Origin of the sequence: Halomonas halocynthiae DSM 14573 (genome assembly GCF_000425725.1) — a bacterium.
Lineage (GTDB): Bacteria > Pseudomonadota > Gammaproteobacteria > Pseudomonadales > Halomonadaceae > Halomonas > Halomonas halocynthiae.
In genome coordinates, this window is record NZ_KE384439.1 from 351,716 (window position 1) to 366,831 (window position 15,116).

Here is a 15,116-nt window from a genome sequence, read left to right on the forward strand (position 1 = left end):
TGCTAAGAGGGTTCGATAGAAAAACGTCGTTGATGAAGCACTCAGGTTTTATCCGTATCGAGCAGCACGCTTAGTTGGTGTAACACGTGCTGCCGATAGATGTCTCCACCCAGCTTGGAGGCGCTCATAGAGCGCTTGATAGCGGCCCAGCGTTTGCTTGGGTGTTGCGGCAAGCGGCGCAAGTGAGTATCTATCCAGATCAGCTTGTTGTCGTTTGCCACTAACAAATTGTTGTAGTGCAAGTCGCGAAGCGTATAGCCATGACGAACGATCTGAGCAATGTCTTGGCATAACGTGTTCAGAAATGCTAGGCGTTGTTGATGGTCTAATGTCGCAAATACTTCACTGCTTGGGCGAGCATGCTGGAGATGTTCCATGAGTAATAGGGAGGCATTGGGATTGAATGGGTTCAGCGAGACTCCCCATCCGTAATATTGCGGAGTGGAAAGGCCTAGGCGTTGCAGTATCCGGCCACAGTGGTACTCTTTTCGCGCATCAAACTGGAATAACCAGCGCTTTTCCATATAATCCCGCCCAAGCCACTTGAGTGTCTGATGGGTGCGGTTAAACTTGTCTGGAACGACTTTAGCTAATATTTTATTGTTTTTAGAGAGAAAAAATCGGCTACTGGCGACAGACTCGAAAACGTCGGTAGTCGACGTCGCGCTCAGCTCTAGCGAACCCGACAATTCGTGATCGTGGGCCAATAAGTAACGACAATGCGTCCCATCCAGCGACAGGTTAAGCAGTTTCAAGCACAGGCTCCTATGTGTAACTTTTATGACAACTGCAAAGGTTAGCATAGCGCAATACTCAGTGGCAGAGCGCTAGCCTGGCTAACAAGAGGTGTTGGGTCTTTTGTTGTTCTTATGCAGACGGTAGTGCCCGTGTGAGAGGGTCAAGCATGTTGGGGGTCAGCGCAGCGTCAAGCGCGGAAATACGTAATAGGCGCCCCAGCTCAGGATGTGCTGCTTTGGCGATCAGCCGGCCTGCATTGAGCATGTCGCGGTGGACTTGGTCAGCCAGTTCGGCGCTGGGCAGGCGAAGGGCAACAAAGTTTGTGGCACTGGGCAGCACGTCTGCGCCAAGGTCCGCCAGCTGAGAGGCAAGAGTGTCTCGGCGTTGTTGCACCGCCAAGATATGCGCGCGGGTTTCATCAGGATGATCAAGCACTATTTCGGCGGCAGCTTGGGAGAGTGTAGAAACCGCATAATGAATGCGCACTTTCATCAGTGCTGCCAATACTTCTGGCGAAGCAATGGCATAGCCGACACGTAGCCCAGCCAGGCCATGGGCCTTAGAGAGAGTGCGGCAGCGGATCACTCCAGTAATGGGTTGGTTCGCGCTGGGGCGCTCGGCATCAAGGCGAAAATCATTGTAAGCCTCATCGAGTAATAGCCAGCAGTTGTCGGGTAGCTCAGTGCGTAGCTGGCTGATCGCCGCGTCACTGTGAAGGTGACCACTTGGGTTGTCTGGATTGGCTACGTATACCAAGCGTGCCTTGTGGCGATTTGCTTCGTGTGCAAGCGCCGCTAAATCGGGGGCCAGCCCAGGATGATTCGTATCGTTTGGTTGGGGGGTGGTCTGGTCATAGCCGGTTTCTATTAATCGGCACCCTTGGCCACGTGCAAAGTAGGCGAATGTGGGGTAGGTGCCGGCTGTGGCAATGACACAGTCACCAAGGCTGCAAGTGGCACGAAGTACCAGTGCCAGCAAGCTGTCGCAGCCAGCATCAACCAGTAGTTCATCGCACCTGAAACCGTATCGCTTGGCTAGCCGCTGGCGGATGCCTAGTGCCTCGCTGTCTCCGTAAGAGTAGACATGTTTGACCATATCGTCACCAAAATGGCGTCGCAGGGCGCTATGTGGCATGTCCAGCCCTTCATTGGACCCTAGCTGATGTGGAATAGCATGACCAAGCTGGCGCTCCAGGACACGAACTCCAGGGAATGGGTTGTTGGGCCCAGGAGAGCTAAGGTGTTCGTTGAAACGCGGCATGCAGGCTCCGTAAATTTATGTGTATTGGAAGGCAAATACAGGAAATTCCTGCTGTCTGGAAGAGTGAATACAGGTCGATGCAAAAGCGAGTTATCGCTATGATATCTGGGCATAAGATAGCACTATGTCATATCGATTGTCTGTGGCTGGGCGGATAGCCCCAGACGCTTGATAACACGATAGAACTATTCCGACGATATATGAATACTCACACTTTGGAGGTGTAGGATGGCCCGAGAGATCATCGTTCTTGGCGCTGGTATGGTTGGCGTTTCAGCAGCCTGGCATCTGGCTCGCCGAGGGCACTCGGTAACGCTGATAGACCGCAGAGAGCCAGGGCGTGAAACCTCGTTTGGTAATGCCGGGATCATCCAGCGCGAAGCGGTCGAGCCCTATGCTTTTCCGCAGGACCTGCGCACCATGCTGCGCGTTTTGCCAAATCGCGAGATTGATATTCGTTATCGCGTTAAAGGTATGTTTAAGGCGGCTGTTCCTTTGCTCAAGTACTGGCATAACTCAGGCGGTAGCCGCTACGCAAAAATTGTTGAAGAGTGGGCGACGCTGATCCAGATGTCCTTGGATGCCCATGCGCCGATGATTGAGGCAGCCGATGCAGAGACTCTGGTGCGTCGTGATGGTTGGCTAGAGCTTTATCGCACTCAGGCAAAGTTAGCTGAGCGTGTGAAGAAGGCGGAGATTCTCCGTGAGCGTTACGGTGTAGAGTTTGCCGTGCTGGATGCTAACGCCCTGTCTGAAAAAGAACCGCACCTTGATACAGCCTTGGTGGGAGCCATTCATTGGCAAAACTCCTGGACGGTAGAAAGTCCTGGTGACTTAGTGTTGGCATACGCGCAAGCCTTCGAAAAAGAAGGTGGCAAGGTGATGCAGGCAGAGATTCTTGGGCTAAACGAAGAAGATAATGGCTGGAAAGTCACCACTGACCAAGATGAGTTACATGCCGATGATGTCGTGTTGGCCATGGGGCCTTGGTCCAAACGCTGGCTAGAGCCGCTAGGCTATTCGGTACCGCTGTTTGCCAAGCGCGGTTATCACATGCATTACGGCAGCCAGCAGGGAGCGGTGCTCAATCACTGGATCATGGACGCTGAGACAGGCTTTTTGCTGGCGCCCATGAAGTCAGGCATTCGCCTGACAACAGGGGCCGAGCTTGAGCAGCAGGAGGCACCGCCGCATCTACGTCAGCTGGCTGCTGCGGAAGCTAAGGCGCGTACCCTCTACCCGTTGGCAGAGCCGCTTGATGTGGAGGCTTGGAAAGGTGCTCGGCCTTGTCTTCCGGATATGAAGCCAGTTATTGGCCCAGCGACCAAACACAAGGGCTTGTGGTGTGCTTTTGGCCATGGTCATCAGGGCTTTACGCTTGGGCCGGCCACAGGGCGCTTGTTGGGGCAAATGATAGATGAAGAAACCCCGGAAGTGGACATGCAACCGTTCCGTCTTGATCGCTTCTGATTGCTCGTGATTCAGGCTCGGTACGAGCTGGGCCTGAATGTTTCGGTTGTTTTGTCAGCGGTGCAGCGCGCTACAGAGTGAAAAAAGAAACAGCGATATTGTCGGCGCGCTTAAGATTTCGAAGAAGAAGGTGTTGAAGAAGACACGGTGTGTACGGCCAGTTTAAACAGCAGGGTAACGACAAAGACCAGCCAACCTGCGGTAGCTAGTACGCAGAATAAGAGCATTTTGTTAACGCCTTCAACGGGAAAGAGCAAATAGTCGACAAGTACGGCGAGTAAAAAGGCAAGGGTGATAGGCAGGGCAAGAATATGCATCCACATTTCGGTGCGGCGTTTACGAACGTGATATCTGCCTAGCATGATACGAGCAGGTCGATAGATACTGCTGAAAAGCGTCGCAGTGGCGACGATAAGAAAAGCGATTAGTGCTGGCTCTATGCGGCCATAGGATACGGAATACCAGACTGACCAGTAGAGTACTATCCACATAAGACCAGCTAGACTGGTTACGCTGTCAGCATATTGACGTACCTTTGGCATGTTGTCTCCGCGTATGATTAATCCGGCGATGATACGTCAAACATATGGTACCTGACGAGTGCCTGTGCTGAGGTGTTGACGCAATAAGGTATACTGTGACGGCGAACCCACCGCTGATACAGGATCCGTCGTGAACTTGATTACTCTGACCCGCCCTGATGACTGGCACCTTCACTTGCGTGACGATGACGCGCTTGCGGTAGTCGCTGAAGCGACAGCGCGCCAAATGGGGCGTGCGATTGTTATGCCAAACCTAACACCTCCAGTAACTCACGCCGCGCAAGCGCTGAGCTATCGCGAGCGAATTCTTGCGGTGCTGCCTGAGTCGGTTAACTTTGAACCGTTGATGACATTGTATTTGACCGATCACACCACGGCAGAAAACATTGAGGAGGCGCATAGAACGGGATTGGTCAAGGCGGTGAAGTTGTATCCGGCTGGTGCAACCACCAACTCGGACTCGGGGGTGACGGATATTACGCGATGTGACGAGGCAATAGCGGCCCTGGCTAAGCTTGGTATGCCGTTGCTTGTACATGGGGAAGTGACGGATGCGCACATTGATATCTTCGACCGCGAAGCCGTTTTTATTGAGCGAGTGCTTAAGCCCCTGTTAGAGCGACACCCTACGCTTAACGTTGTCTTTGAGCACATCACGACAGCGGATGCGGTGAGCTTTGTCGGCCAAGCGCCGGCTAATGTGGCTGCTACGATTACGGCTCACCACTTGTTGTATAACCGTAATCATATGTTAGTCGGTGGTATTAAGCCGCATTACTACTGCTTGCCGATTCTTAAGCGTGAGCGTCATCGTCAAGCATTGCTTGAAGCGGCCACGGCAGGTTCTGCTAAGTTTTTCTTGGGTACTGACAGTGCGCCGCATGGGCAGGGTGCCAAGGAAAGTGCTTGTGGCTGTGCAGGTGCTTATACAGCGCCAGCGGCTATCGAGCTATATGCCGAAGCATTTGACAGTGTGGGTGCTATCGATAAGCTTGAACACTTCGCCAGCCATGCAGGTCCCGACTTTTATGGCTTGGCTCGTAATCGTGACACTATCACTCTTGAGCGTAAAGCTTGGACGATGCCAGCAGATCTCCCCTACATCGGTAATGAGCGAATCATTCCGCTGCGAGCGGGCGAGCAGGTTGCGTGGACGATTACGTCAGTGTTGTGACGCCGATGTGTTGTGTGAGGTTACCAGCAGGCCTAGCGGCCTGCATCGTGTAACACATTGCTCACTTGCGAAAGCCTTGCCGATGGCAGGTTTTTTATAGCCAGCGACTCCATTTATCCATTAATTGGCGCTAAGGTGCTGAATCATGGCGCAGACCATGCGGGTTGAGTGGTCTGCGGCTACCTCTAAGAACGCTTCAAATGAAAGGTGGTTGTCTTCATTGCCCGCGATGTCTGAAAGCGCACGGGTGATCACAAAAGGACAGTCATACAAGTGGCATACTTGTGCGATAGCGGCAGCTTCCATTTCGGCAGCAATCATCTTGGGGAACAGTGCGCGTGTTTGAGCGACGCGCTCTGGGCAGGCCATGAACACATCGCCTGTGGCAATTAGGCCTTCTGCTACGTGCACTTCACCAAGTTCCTGAATGCATTTGCGCGCAGCGTCGACCAGTCGGGCATCGGGCAAAAAGGCTTCGGGCATCTGTGGCACTTGCCCGTGAGCATAGCCAAAAACGGTGGCATCAACGTCGTGGTGGCGCACTTCGCTAGAGATGACGACATCGCCAATACTCAGCCCTGCACCGAAGCCGCCGGCTGAGCCCGTGTTAATAATTGCCTCGGGCTGAAACCTTTCCAGCATCAAGGTTGCGCCTACTGCCGCATTGACCTTGCCAATACCTGACTGCAACACCATAACGTCGGCGCCAAATAGCTGACCCTGATGAAAGGTAGAGCCTGCGTGAACCACGCGTGAGCTGTCTTCTAGCATGCCAGCAAGCGACTCAACCTCCTGGGGCATGGCACCGATAATACCGATACGTTTCATTAGGACGGCTCGCCGAAAATCAAGTGCCACTCATCGCGCCTGTTAAGAAAACCTTGAGCAATTTCTTTGGCGCCCTCTAGGCTGTGGCTTGCTGCCCAGCCGCACTGCATTTCGTTGCATGCAGGCACTTCAGTCGCTATTAGTACGTCTTCCAGGGTGTTTTGGACAAGGCCGAGTACCGCGTCGTAGTCGTCGTGGTTAAGTAGGGCAATATAGAAACCTGTTTGGCAACCCATGGGGCTGATATCAACGATTTTATCGGTGTGATTGCGTGAAAGCTCGGCCATTAGGTGCTCTAGCGAGTGCAGTGCTGGCATTTGCATATGGTCTTTGTTTGGCTGGCAGATGCGCATGTCGTATTTGTGAATGACATCGCCGTGCTCGCCTGTTTTGACATCAGCCAAGCGAATGTAGGGGGCTTTCACCTTGGTGTGATCAAGGTTGAAGCTTTCAACGTTCATTTTGTTGCTCATGGCAGTGCCTCATGAATTCAGTGAAAAGCGATAGGGTGCAAACATATTAATTGGCAGTATAACTGAGCCTATGACAAGTAGGCTGCTGAGCTAGTTCATCACATAGCGTTTGATTCGGCGTCTTGAACTTCAGCAGCCCACAGGGTGTTTTCCAGCAAAGATGCGACTGTCATCGGACCCACGCCGCCAGGTACCGGTGTGATATAGCTGGCGCGCTGGGCAGCTGGTGCAAACTCTACATCACCAACTAGGCTGCCATCAGCTTGCCGGTTAATGCCAACGTCGATAACGATGGCGCCTTCGCGAACCCACTCGCCTTTGACAAGCCCTGGTTTTCCCACAGCCACAACCAAAAGTTCTGCGCGGCGTACGTGCTCTTCAAGATCATGGGTAAAGCGATGGCAAACCGTTGTCGTACACCCTGCTAAAACCAGCTCCAAAGCCATGGGGCGACCGACAATGTTGGAAGCGCCTACTACTGTGGCGTTGAGCCCACGAAGCGTTAAGCCCGTATGTTGTAGCAGCGTAATTACGCCTTTGGGCGTGCAGGGGCGGAGTAGGGGGAGGCGCTGTGCTAGGCGACCTAGGTTGTATGGGTGGAAGCCGTCGACATCTTTCTTTGGCGAAATGCGTTCTAAGATAGGGCGCTCGTCCAGGTGTTCGGGTAGGGGGAGTTGAACGAGAATGCCGTGAACATCAGGGGCGTTGTTAAGTGTGTCGACTAGAGATTCAAGCGCTTGCTGAGTGGTGTCAGCGGGCAAGCGGTGCATGAATGAGTTAATGCCCGCCTGTTCGCAAGCGCTTTGCTTGTGGCGTACATAGACAGCGGAGGCGGGGTCGTTACCAACCAACACAACAGCTAGCCCAGGCGTGTGCCCGCCGGCGTCGCCGCGAGCCTGTACTTGACGTTTTACTTGCTGGCGAACTTGGGCGGCAATCGATTTGCCATCGATTAGTTGGGCGGTCATTAGACTTCCTCTAGTGGGCGTTGCTGACGCTGGACGAAAAAATGAAAGTAGCAGTCAAGCATCTTAAAGGTGGTGATTTTCGCATGCTGTACGCATAAGGCAAAGAGCTATGCTTTGAGGAGTGGCCTAATGAGGGCCTTGAATTTTGAATTAAGTGCGCTGGCTTGGCATGGAATTTGGCATGGAAGAAGCGATTGCCAGGGGCTTTGCTCGAGGAAATTACATGGTAAGTGGAAATAGGGGTTGACGTATGAAATCAAACACGTAGAATACGCATCGCTTGGCAAGGCTCCTGTGAAACGGACGCTTTGGTGTAGTGCAGAAGCCGTCGGGGTGTAGCGCAGTCTGGTAGCGCGCCTGCTTTGGGAGCAGGATGTCGGGGGTTCGAATCCCTCCACCCCGACCACAAGCACATAGCAAGAATTAGCTTTATCTCTTGGTAGTGCTTGTTAAGCGGTGGTAGATAGGCTGAGGCCTGATGCGCGCCCATAGCTCAACCGGATAGAGCAACGGCCTTCTAAGCCGTAGGTTGCAGGTTCGAGTCCTGCTGGGCGTGCCATATTATTTGCAGCCCAAGTGGTTCGTTGAATCTAACGTCTGATGAAAAGCGTTTCAGTCAGGCAGCTCGTTTTCGAGCAAGATCAAGTGTCAAAATCAGCATAACTGCGTTGTTATGGTGGGTGTAGCTCAGTGGTAGAGCCCCGGATTGTGGTTCCGGTTGTCGTGGGTTCGATCCCCATCATCCAACACAAAACTGATATTGCTGAATTTTCCCGCATACTTGCATCTCCTTTTTCTTGTGGTGGGTGTAGCTCAGTGGTAGAGCCCCGGATTGTGGTTCCGGTTGTCGTGGGTTCGATCCCCATCATCCACCCCATTTCTTGATATGTCAGTTTTTATTTATGTTGTGAATTTTGCGCTTCCAACTGGTTAGTTGATGGCGTACTTTTTTGCGCGTAGATTTTTTTGGTCAAGCAAGTGAAAAATATTGGCTTTCCCCTTGTTTTTTTGGCGGCTCAACCCGATCTATTATTGCGTTGATGCAGGTCTGAGCTTGCCACTGGCGCTCGGGATTCATAGAATCCCCTCCTTCACACAAACGTCAATTGATTCACGCCCCCGTCGGTAGAGGACATTTCATGCAAGTTTCCGTCGATACGACCTCCCAGATAGAACGCCGTGTCAAAGTTCAGTTGCCGGCAGCCCAAATTGATGACGCGGTTAGCGCTCGTCTCAAGGATGCCGCCAAGAATGTTCGCATTGATGGCTTTCGTAAGGGCAAGGTGCCCATGTCAGAAGTCACCAAGCGCTACGGCTCAGAAGTGCGTAACGAGGTCGTTGGTGAAGCGATGCGTGAGCATTATGTGCGTGCCATCACCGAGCAGGAGCTGAACCCCGCGGGATACCCGCAAATCGAAGCTAGTGTCAATGAAGCAGGCAAAGATCTCGAGTTTGTTGCTGTTATCGAGGTGTATCCGGAAATTGAACTGACTTCCATCGAAGGCACTGACGTTGAGCGTCCAGTCGTTGAAATCACCGATGCTGATGTCGACGAAATGATCGAAACGTTGCGTAAGCAGAATGCCAACTGGGAAGACGTTGAGCGCTCCGCTGAAGATGGTGATCAGCTCAATATCGATTTCCAGGGCTTTTTGGGCGACGAGCCCTTTGAGGGGGGAAGCGCTGAAGGGCATGATCTAGTGATCGGTTCAGGTAGCTTCATTCCTGGCTTTGAAGAGCAGTTGATTGGTGCTAGCGCTGGCGATGACAAAGAAATCAGCGTGACGTTCCCGGAAGACTATCAGGCAGAAAACCTGGCGGGTCAGGAAGCAACGTTCAACGTTAAAGTTCATGCCGTAAAAGGACAGTCGCTGCCAGAAGTGGATGAAGAGTTCGTCAAAAACTTCGGTGTTGAAGACGGCGATCTGGCCAAGTTGCGCAGCGAAATCGGCGACAACATGCGCCGAGAAGCGACGCAGGCGATTGATAATCGGGTCAAGCAGCAGGTGCTCGACGCTCTGCAGAAAGCCAATGAAATTCCTGTGCCTCAGGCGCTGGTTCAGCAGGAAACAGATGGCCTTAAGCGTCAAGCGGCTCAGCAGTTTGGTCTGGGTGAAGACTTTGATGTTAGCCAGTTGCCTAACGAGCTGTTTACAGAGCAAGCCACAACCCGTGTTCAAGTTGGGCTGCTGTTGGCTGAAGTCATCAAGGCGAATGAGCTTGATGCCAGCGATGATGAAATTAAGGCCAAGGTCCAGGATTTGGCCAAGCAGTACCAGGAGCCTGAGCAAGTCGTTGAGCACTATTTGTCTAATGAGCAGATGAAAACTCAGGTCAAGTCGGCAGTGCTTGAAGAAAAAGCCGTCGATGTTCTGTTAGCTCAAGCTAACGTAGCGGACGTGACCATGACGTATCAGGAAGCGCTTGCTGCGGCTCAGCAGCAGGCTGGCGATGCTGAGGAAGATGAGGCTGAAGGCGAAAGCGCCTAAGCGTGATGTAATGGCGCCCCAGTTTCTGGGGTGCTATGCCGTATTACTCCAGTCACCGGATGCAAGGACACTATCTCGATGAGCAACGCGTTTGATATTCAGTCTGCTGGCGGCTTGGTGCCGATGGTGGTTGAGCAGAGTGCCCGTGGCGAGAGGTCTTATGATATTTACTCGCGTCTGCTCAAAGAGCGTGTGATTTTTCTGGTGGGTCCGGTTGAGGACTACACCGCCAACTTGTTGGTTGCCCAGCTGCTGTATCTAGAGTCCGAAAATCCAGATAAGGATATTCACCTGTATATCAACTCTCCAGGTGGAGCAGTTACCGCAGGCATGTCAATTTACGACACCATGCAGTTTATTAAGCCGGATGTGTCGACTGTTTGTATTGGCCAGGCGGCCAGTATGGGGGCACTGTTATTGGCTGGCGGTGCTGCTGGTAAGCGTTATTGCCTACCTAACTCGCGGATGATGATTCATCAGCCCCTTGGAGGGTACCAGGGGCAGGCGTCTGATATTGAAATCCATACTCGCGAGATACTGGGTATTCGTGACCGGCTTAATCAGATTTTGGCGCACCATACGGGTCAAAAAATTGACACCATCGCCAGAGATACTGACCGCGATAATTTCATGAACGGCGAACAGGCAGTAGAGTATGGCCTGATTGACGCTGTGCTGGATAAGCGGCCTGTATCCTGATAGCGTGAATCGCTCATGATTTACGACGTATAGATCGGCGGCCTGTGGGTCGCCGTTGTTAACAGAGGTACGCTAAATGGCTGACGGCAAAGGCAAGGATGACGATGGCAAGCTGCTGTATTGCTCGTTCTGTGGAAAGAACCAGGATGAAGTGCGCAAGCTGATTGCCGGTCCGTCCGTGTATATTTGCGATGAATGTGTCGATTTGTGTAACGACATCATTCGCGAGGAGGTTCTTGATGCCGAGGCTGAGAGCGATGATGCACGTCTGCCAGCCCCTCGTGAGATCCGCCAGACACTTGATGATTATGTGATAGGCCAGGACCGCGCTAAGGTGGTTCTGTCTGTTGCTGTGTATAACCATTACAAGCGTTTGCGCTACGTTGACAAGGAAGAAGTAGAGCTGGGCAAGTCGAATATCCTGCTAATTGGTCCTACAGGAAGCGGTAAAACGTTGCTGGCTGAGACCTTGGCACGGCTATTGAATGTCCCCTTTACCATTGCCGACGCCACAACTCTGACCGAAGCGGGTTATGTGGGTGAAGATGTCGAGAACATCGTTCAAAAGTTGCTGCAAAAGTGCGACTACGATGTGGAAAAGGCCGAGCGTGGCATTATCTACATTGACGAGATTGATAAAATTTCGCGCAAATCTGATAACCCCTCAATTACCCGTGATGTATCAGGGGAAGGGGTGCAGCAGGCGCTGCTCAAGTTAATCGAAGGGACAACGGCATCGATTCCTCCTCAGGGTGGGCGTAAGCACCCTCAGCAGGAATTTTTGCAGGTGAACACCACCAACATGTTGTTTATCGTTGGTGGGGCCTTTGCGGGGCTAGACAAAGTTATTCGTGATCGCTCCGAGACGGGTGGCATTGGCTTTAGCGCCGAGGTTAAGAGTAAAGATGAGAGTCGTGGCGTCGGCGAGTTACTGGCTGAGGTTGAGCCGGAAGATTTGGTTAAGTTTGGCCTTATTCCAGAGTTTGTTGGTCGTCTTCCAGTTATCGCGACGTTGGCTGAGCTCACAGAAGATGCCCTGGTGCAAATTCTAACGGAGCCTAAGAATTCCTTAGTCAAGCAGTATCAGCGCTTGTTTGACATGGAAGGCGTCGAGCTTGATTTTCGTGATGACGCTCTGACGGCAGTGGCAGCTAAGGCCATGACGCGTAAAACGGGTGCGCGCGGGTTGCGTTCAATCATGGAGAGCGTGCTGCTTGATACCATGTACGACATTCCTTCTCTGGAAGGTGTGAGTAAAGTGGTGATTGATGCATCTGTGATTGCCGGTGAAAGCGAGCCGCTGCTGATCTATAGCCAGCAGGACGCAAAGCCAGCAGCCAAAAAAAGCGCGAAAAAAACGGCCAAAAAAGTCACGGCTCCTCGTGATGATGCGCCTCAGGGCGATGCGCGCAGTGATGGAACTGGTGGCTGAGTCTCATGGCTAAATAGGCTTGGCAATACCGATTTTGACACGCCTCTGAATACAGGGCTGCTACGGCGGCCCTTTTTTCTGTCGGGCCCTTGTGTGGCTTGTATTATTGTCGTGTCGCCCCCACACCCTAGGTAACTCCAACGATTTGCTCGAGGTAGGTCTGCGATGCAGCAGAACGATGAAAAGACCCTGAGTCTTCCCCTTTTACCGTTGCGGGACGTGGTTGTTTACCCGCAAATGGTTATTCCGCTGTTCGTTGGTCGCGAAAAGTCCATACAGGCCCTTGATGCGGCAATGGAAGCTGATAAGCGCGTACTCTTGGTAGCGCAACGCGAAGCGAGTGAGGATGAGCCTGATAACCAGGACTTGTTTTCGGTGGGTACCGTGGCTGAAATCATGCAGTTGCTAAAACTGCCTGATGGAACGGTCAAGGTGCTCATCGAGGGTGAGTCTCGGGCTGATATACAGCAGATTACCCATGCTGAAAATGACTACAGTTGCGCTGAGATAGTGCTGCGTGAAAGTGAGCCGCTCAGTGAGCGTGAAAAAGACGCGTTGGTCCGTGTACTACTCAATCAGTTTGAGCAGTACGTCAAGATGTCCAAAAAAGTGCCGAATGAGGTGCTTAGCTCGCTTTCAGGAATCGAAGATCCTAGCCGCCTAGTGGATACCATCTGCGCACACTTGTCGCTTAAAATCAGCGACAAACAGGAACTTCTGGAAATGGATCGGGTGCGGGATCGTATCGAGCACCTGATGGCGCTGATTGAGTCCGAGATAGATCTGCTTCAGGTTGAGAAGCGCATTCGCGCGCGCGTCAAGGAGCAGATGGAAAAATCTCAGCGCGAGTACTATCTCAATGAGCAGATGAAAGCTATCCAGAAAGAAATGGGTGAGCTGGATAATACGCCCAACGAGGCTGAGAAATACGAAAAAGCCATTGAAGAGGCGGGCATGCCCAAGGAAGCCAAAGACAAGGCTATCCAGGAGCTGGGCAAGCTGAAAATGATGTCGCCTAACTCGGCAGAGGCGACGGTTGTGCGCTCGTATCTCGATTGGTTAGTGGCTGTGCCGTGGAAAAAGCGTAGCCGTGTACGCCATGACCTAGTGCATGCTCAGCAGGTGCTTGATGAAGATCACTATGGCCTAGAAGAAGTTAAAGAGCGCATCTTGGAATATTTGGCTGTGCAGAAACGGGTCAAAAAGCTTAAAGGGCCGGTCCTGTGTCTGGTAGGCCCGCCTGGGGTGGGTAAAACCTCGTTAGGGCAGTCGATTGCTCGCGCCACCAACCGCAAGTATGTGCGTCTGGCGTTAGGGGGCGTGCGCGATGAATCAGAAATTCGGGGTCACCGGCGAACTTACATCGGCTCGTTACCGGGTAAAATGATCCAGCGTATGAGTAAATCAGGGGTTAAAAACCCACTGTTTTTGCTTGACGAAATCGATAAGATCGGTATGGATCATCGTGGCGATCCATCTTCAGCGCTACTTGAAGTGCTAGACCCTGAGCAGAATGATACCTTCAGTGACCATTATCTGGAGCTGGATTACGATCTGTCAGAAACGCTTTTCATCTGCACCGCGAACTCGATGAATATTCCTGGGCCGCTGCTTGATCGAATGGAAGTGATTCGTCTGCCCGGTTATACCGAGGATGAAAAGCTTGCCATTGCTAAGCGCTACCTGGTGCCTAAACAGCTCAGTGCTAATGGCCTCAAAAGCGACGAGCTGACGTTCTTTGATGATGCGATCCTTGAGCTGATTCGCTATTACAGTCGTGAGGCTGGCGTGCGCGAGCTTGAGCGCCAGATCGCTAAAGTGTGTCGTAAGGTGTTACGTGAGCGTCTGGAAAAAGAGGCTCAAGAAGGTGCACAAGCGCAAGACACGCTGTGTGCGACTGATATGGAACAATACGCCGGTGTGAGGCGTTACAGCTATGGGTTGGCTGATCAGCAAGATCAGGTCGGGCGTGTAACGGGTCTTGCCTGGACGTCCGTGGGGGGAGAGCTGCTCAGTATTGAGTCTGTGTTAACCCCAGGTAAGGGGCGGATTGACAAAACAGGCTCGCTGGGTGATGTCATGAAAGAGTCAGTCAGTGCCGCTCAGACCGTTGTTCGCGCCCGAGCTGAATCGCTTGGTATTGATCCTCAGCGTTTTGAAAAAGAAGATTTACATATTCATGTGCCAGAGGGCGCTACGCCCAAGGATGGCCCCAGTGCGGGCATTGGTATGGTGACGGCAATGGTCTCCGCTTATACTCAGCGCCCAGTGCGTTGTGATGTGGCCATGACCGGAGAAGTTAACCTGCGTGGCGAAGTGATGCCAATTGGCGGCCTTAAGGAGAAATTGCTGGCAGCCAGGCGGGGTGGTATAAAGACCGTGCTTATCCCTGAAGAAAATCGGCGTGACCTCAAGGAAGTGCCTGATAACATCAAGGATGCGTTGGAAATTCTGCCCGTTCGCTGGATTGACGATGTACTGGAAGTGGCTTTAGCAAAAAAAGCCTTTGTCAGCAATGAAGAAAAGCAGGTAGAAGAAACGACGTCGTCACATACGGTGATCAGTACACACTGAAGGGATTTTGATGTAATGTCGTGGCCTGAAGTCAGGCATTGTCTGGCTTTGGCGCTAATGTTGTTGACAGTGAAATCATCATATTGTTATAAGTTAGCGCCATATCGGTATCGCGATGTATTGTTATGATATTGCATCGTTCATAGTCAAATCTGAAAAAAAGTCAAGGGGTGAAGAGTGAACAAGTCTGAGCTGATTGAAGCGATTGCTGCGTCTGCCGATATTCCAAAAGCCGCCGCAGCTCGGGCGTTGGATGCCATGACTGACGCCGTGGCGGACAGCCTGAAAAATGGAGACAACGTCTCTCTGGTTGGTTTTGGTACCTTTTCTGTCAAGGATCGTGCCGCCCGCACTGGCCGTAACCCGCAGACAGGTGAGCCGATTCAGATCAGTGCCGCCAAAGTACCAAGCTTCAAAGCTGGTAAGGCGCTCAAGGATGCCGTCAACTAAATCAGTCTGCGAAGACGGT

General features: G+C 52.3%; 12 protein-coding genes, 4 tRNA genes and 1 pseudogene. 11 read left to right on the forward strand and 6 right to left on the reverse strand.

Annotated elements, in window-relative coordinates:
- Window positions 1-41: 41 nt before the first annotated feature.
- Together H616_RS0107195 and H616_RS0107200 are read right to left on the reverse strand one after the other, a co-directional pair.
- Window positions 42-755, reverse strand: a complete 714-nt coding sequence (locus tag H616_RS0107195) for a protein kinase family protein (RefSeq protein WP_051234065.1) — start codon at window positions 753-755, stop codon at window positions 42-44.
- Window positions 756-867: 112 nt separating this feature from the next.
- Window positions 868-1,998, reverse strand: a complete 1,131-nt coding sequence (locus H616_RS0107200; RefSeq protein ID WP_027966762.1) for a pyridoxal phosphate-dependent aminotransferase — start codon at window positions 1,996-1,998, stop codon at window positions 868-870.
- A 228-nt stretch (window positions 1,999-2,226) separates the two neighbouring features.
- Here H616_RS0107200 and H616_RS0107205 point away from each other — a divergent pair, with 228 nt between their 5' ends.
- Window positions 2,227-3,468, forward strand: coding sequence for an NAD(P)/FAD-dependent oxidoreductase (locus tag H616_RS0107205; RefSeq protein WP_027966763.1), 1,242 nt, complete (start codon window positions 2,227-2,229; stop codon window positions 3,466-3,468).
- Between the two features lie 110 nt (window positions 3,469-3,578).
- Here the strand turns inward: H616_RS0107205 and H616_RS0107210 are convergent, their stop codons facing one another.
- Entirely contained in the window at window positions 3,579-4,010 is a 432-nt protein-coding gene (locus H616_RS0107210; protein ID WP_027966764.1) for a hypothetical protein, read from the reverse strand.
- A 130-nt stretch (window positions 4,011-4,140) separates the two neighbouring features.
- On the opposite strand from H616_RS0107210, the gene pyrC reads away from it, so the two are divergent.
- Entirely contained in the window at window positions 4,141-5,184 is a 1,044-nt protein-coding gene (gene pyrC, locus H616_RS0107215) for a dihydroorotase (protein WP_027966765.1), read from the forward strand.
- A gap of 120 nt (window positions 5,185-5,304) precedes the next feature.
- Here pyrC and mtnN read toward each other — a convergent pair whose 3' ends face one another.
- From mtnN to folD, 3 genes are all read right to left on the reverse strand, one after another.
- The gene (gene mtnN / locus H616_RS0107220; RefSeq protein ID WP_027966766.1) at window positions 5,305-6,012 is read right to left on the reverse strand and encodes a 5'-methylthioadenosine/S-adenosylhomocysteine nucleosidase; all 708 of its coding nucleotides are present in this window, start codon (window positions 6,010-6,012) and stop codon (window positions 5,305-5,307) included.
- Entirely contained in the window at window positions 6,012-6,485 is a 474-nt protein-coding gene (locus tag H616_RS0107225; RefSeq protein WP_027966767.1) for an S-ribosylhomocysteine lyase, read from the reverse strand. Before H616_RS0107225 ends, mtnN begins: the two co-directional genes overlap by 1 nt.
- 98 nt (window positions 6,486-6,583) lie before the next feature.
- On the reverse strand, window positions 6,584-7,453 hold the full coding sequence (gene folD, locus H616_RS0107230) for a bifunctional methylenetetrahydrofolate dehydrogenase/methenyltetrahydrofolate cyclohydrolase FolD (RefSeq protein WP_027966768.1): 870 nt from the start codon (window positions 7,451-7,453) through the stop codon (window positions 6,584-6,586).
- A 329-nt stretch (window positions 7,454-7,782) separates the two neighbouring features.
- Here folD and H616_RS0107235 point away from each other — a divergent pair.
- The 9 genes and pseudogenes from H616_RS0107235 (at window position 7,783) to H616_RS0107280 (ending at window position 15,097) form a co-directional block, all read left to right on the forward strand.
- Window positions 7,783-7,859 (forward strand) — tRNA-Pro (locus tag H616_RS0107235).
- Window positions 7,860-7,935: 76 nt separating this feature from the next.
- A tRNA-Arg gene (locus H616_RS0107240) sits at window positions 7,936-8,012 on the forward strand.
- A gap of 117 nt (window positions 8,013-8,129) precedes the next feature.
- Window positions 8,130-8,202 (forward strand) — tRNA-His (locus tag H616_RS0107245).
- A 53-nt stretch (window positions 8,203-8,255) separates the two neighbouring features.
- Window positions 8,256-8,330: transfer RNA gene (locus H616_RS0107250), tRNA-His, on the forward strand.
- A gap of 262 nt (window positions 8,331-8,592) precedes the next feature.
- On the forward strand, window positions 8,593-9,942 hold the full coding sequence (gene tig, locus H616_RS0107260; RefSeq protein WP_027966769.1) for a trigger factor: 1,350 nt from the start codon (window positions 8,593-8,595) through the stop codon (window positions 9,940-9,942).
- Between the two features lie 78 nt (window positions 9,943-10,020).
- Window positions 10,021-10,641 (forward strand): ATP-dependent Clp endopeptidase proteolytic subunit ClpP, encoded by a 621-nt coding sequence (clpP, locus tag H616_RS0107265; protein ID WP_027966770.1) that lies wholly within the window; start codon window positions 10,021-10,023, stop codon window positions 10,639-10,641.
- A 76-nt stretch (window positions 10,642-10,717) separates the two neighbouring features.
- Window positions 10,718-11,977: pseudogene (gene clpX / locus H616_RS14435) on the forward strand (ATP-dependent Clp protease ATP-binding subunit ClpX); the annotation flags it as partial.
- Window positions 11,978-12,238: 261 nt separating this feature from the next.
- Entirely contained in the window at window positions 12,239-14,647 is a 2,409-nt protein-coding gene (lon, locus tag H616_RS0107275) for an endopeptidase La (protein ID WP_027966771.1), read from the forward strand.
- A 177-nt stretch (window positions 14,648-14,824) separates the two neighbouring features.
- Window positions 14,825-15,097 (forward strand): HU family DNA-binding protein, encoded by a 273-nt coding sequence (locus H616_RS0107280; RefSeq protein ID WP_027966772.1) that lies wholly within the window; start codon window positions 14,825-14,827, stop codon window positions 15,095-15,097.
- Window positions 15,098-15,116 lie beyond the last annotated feature (19 nt).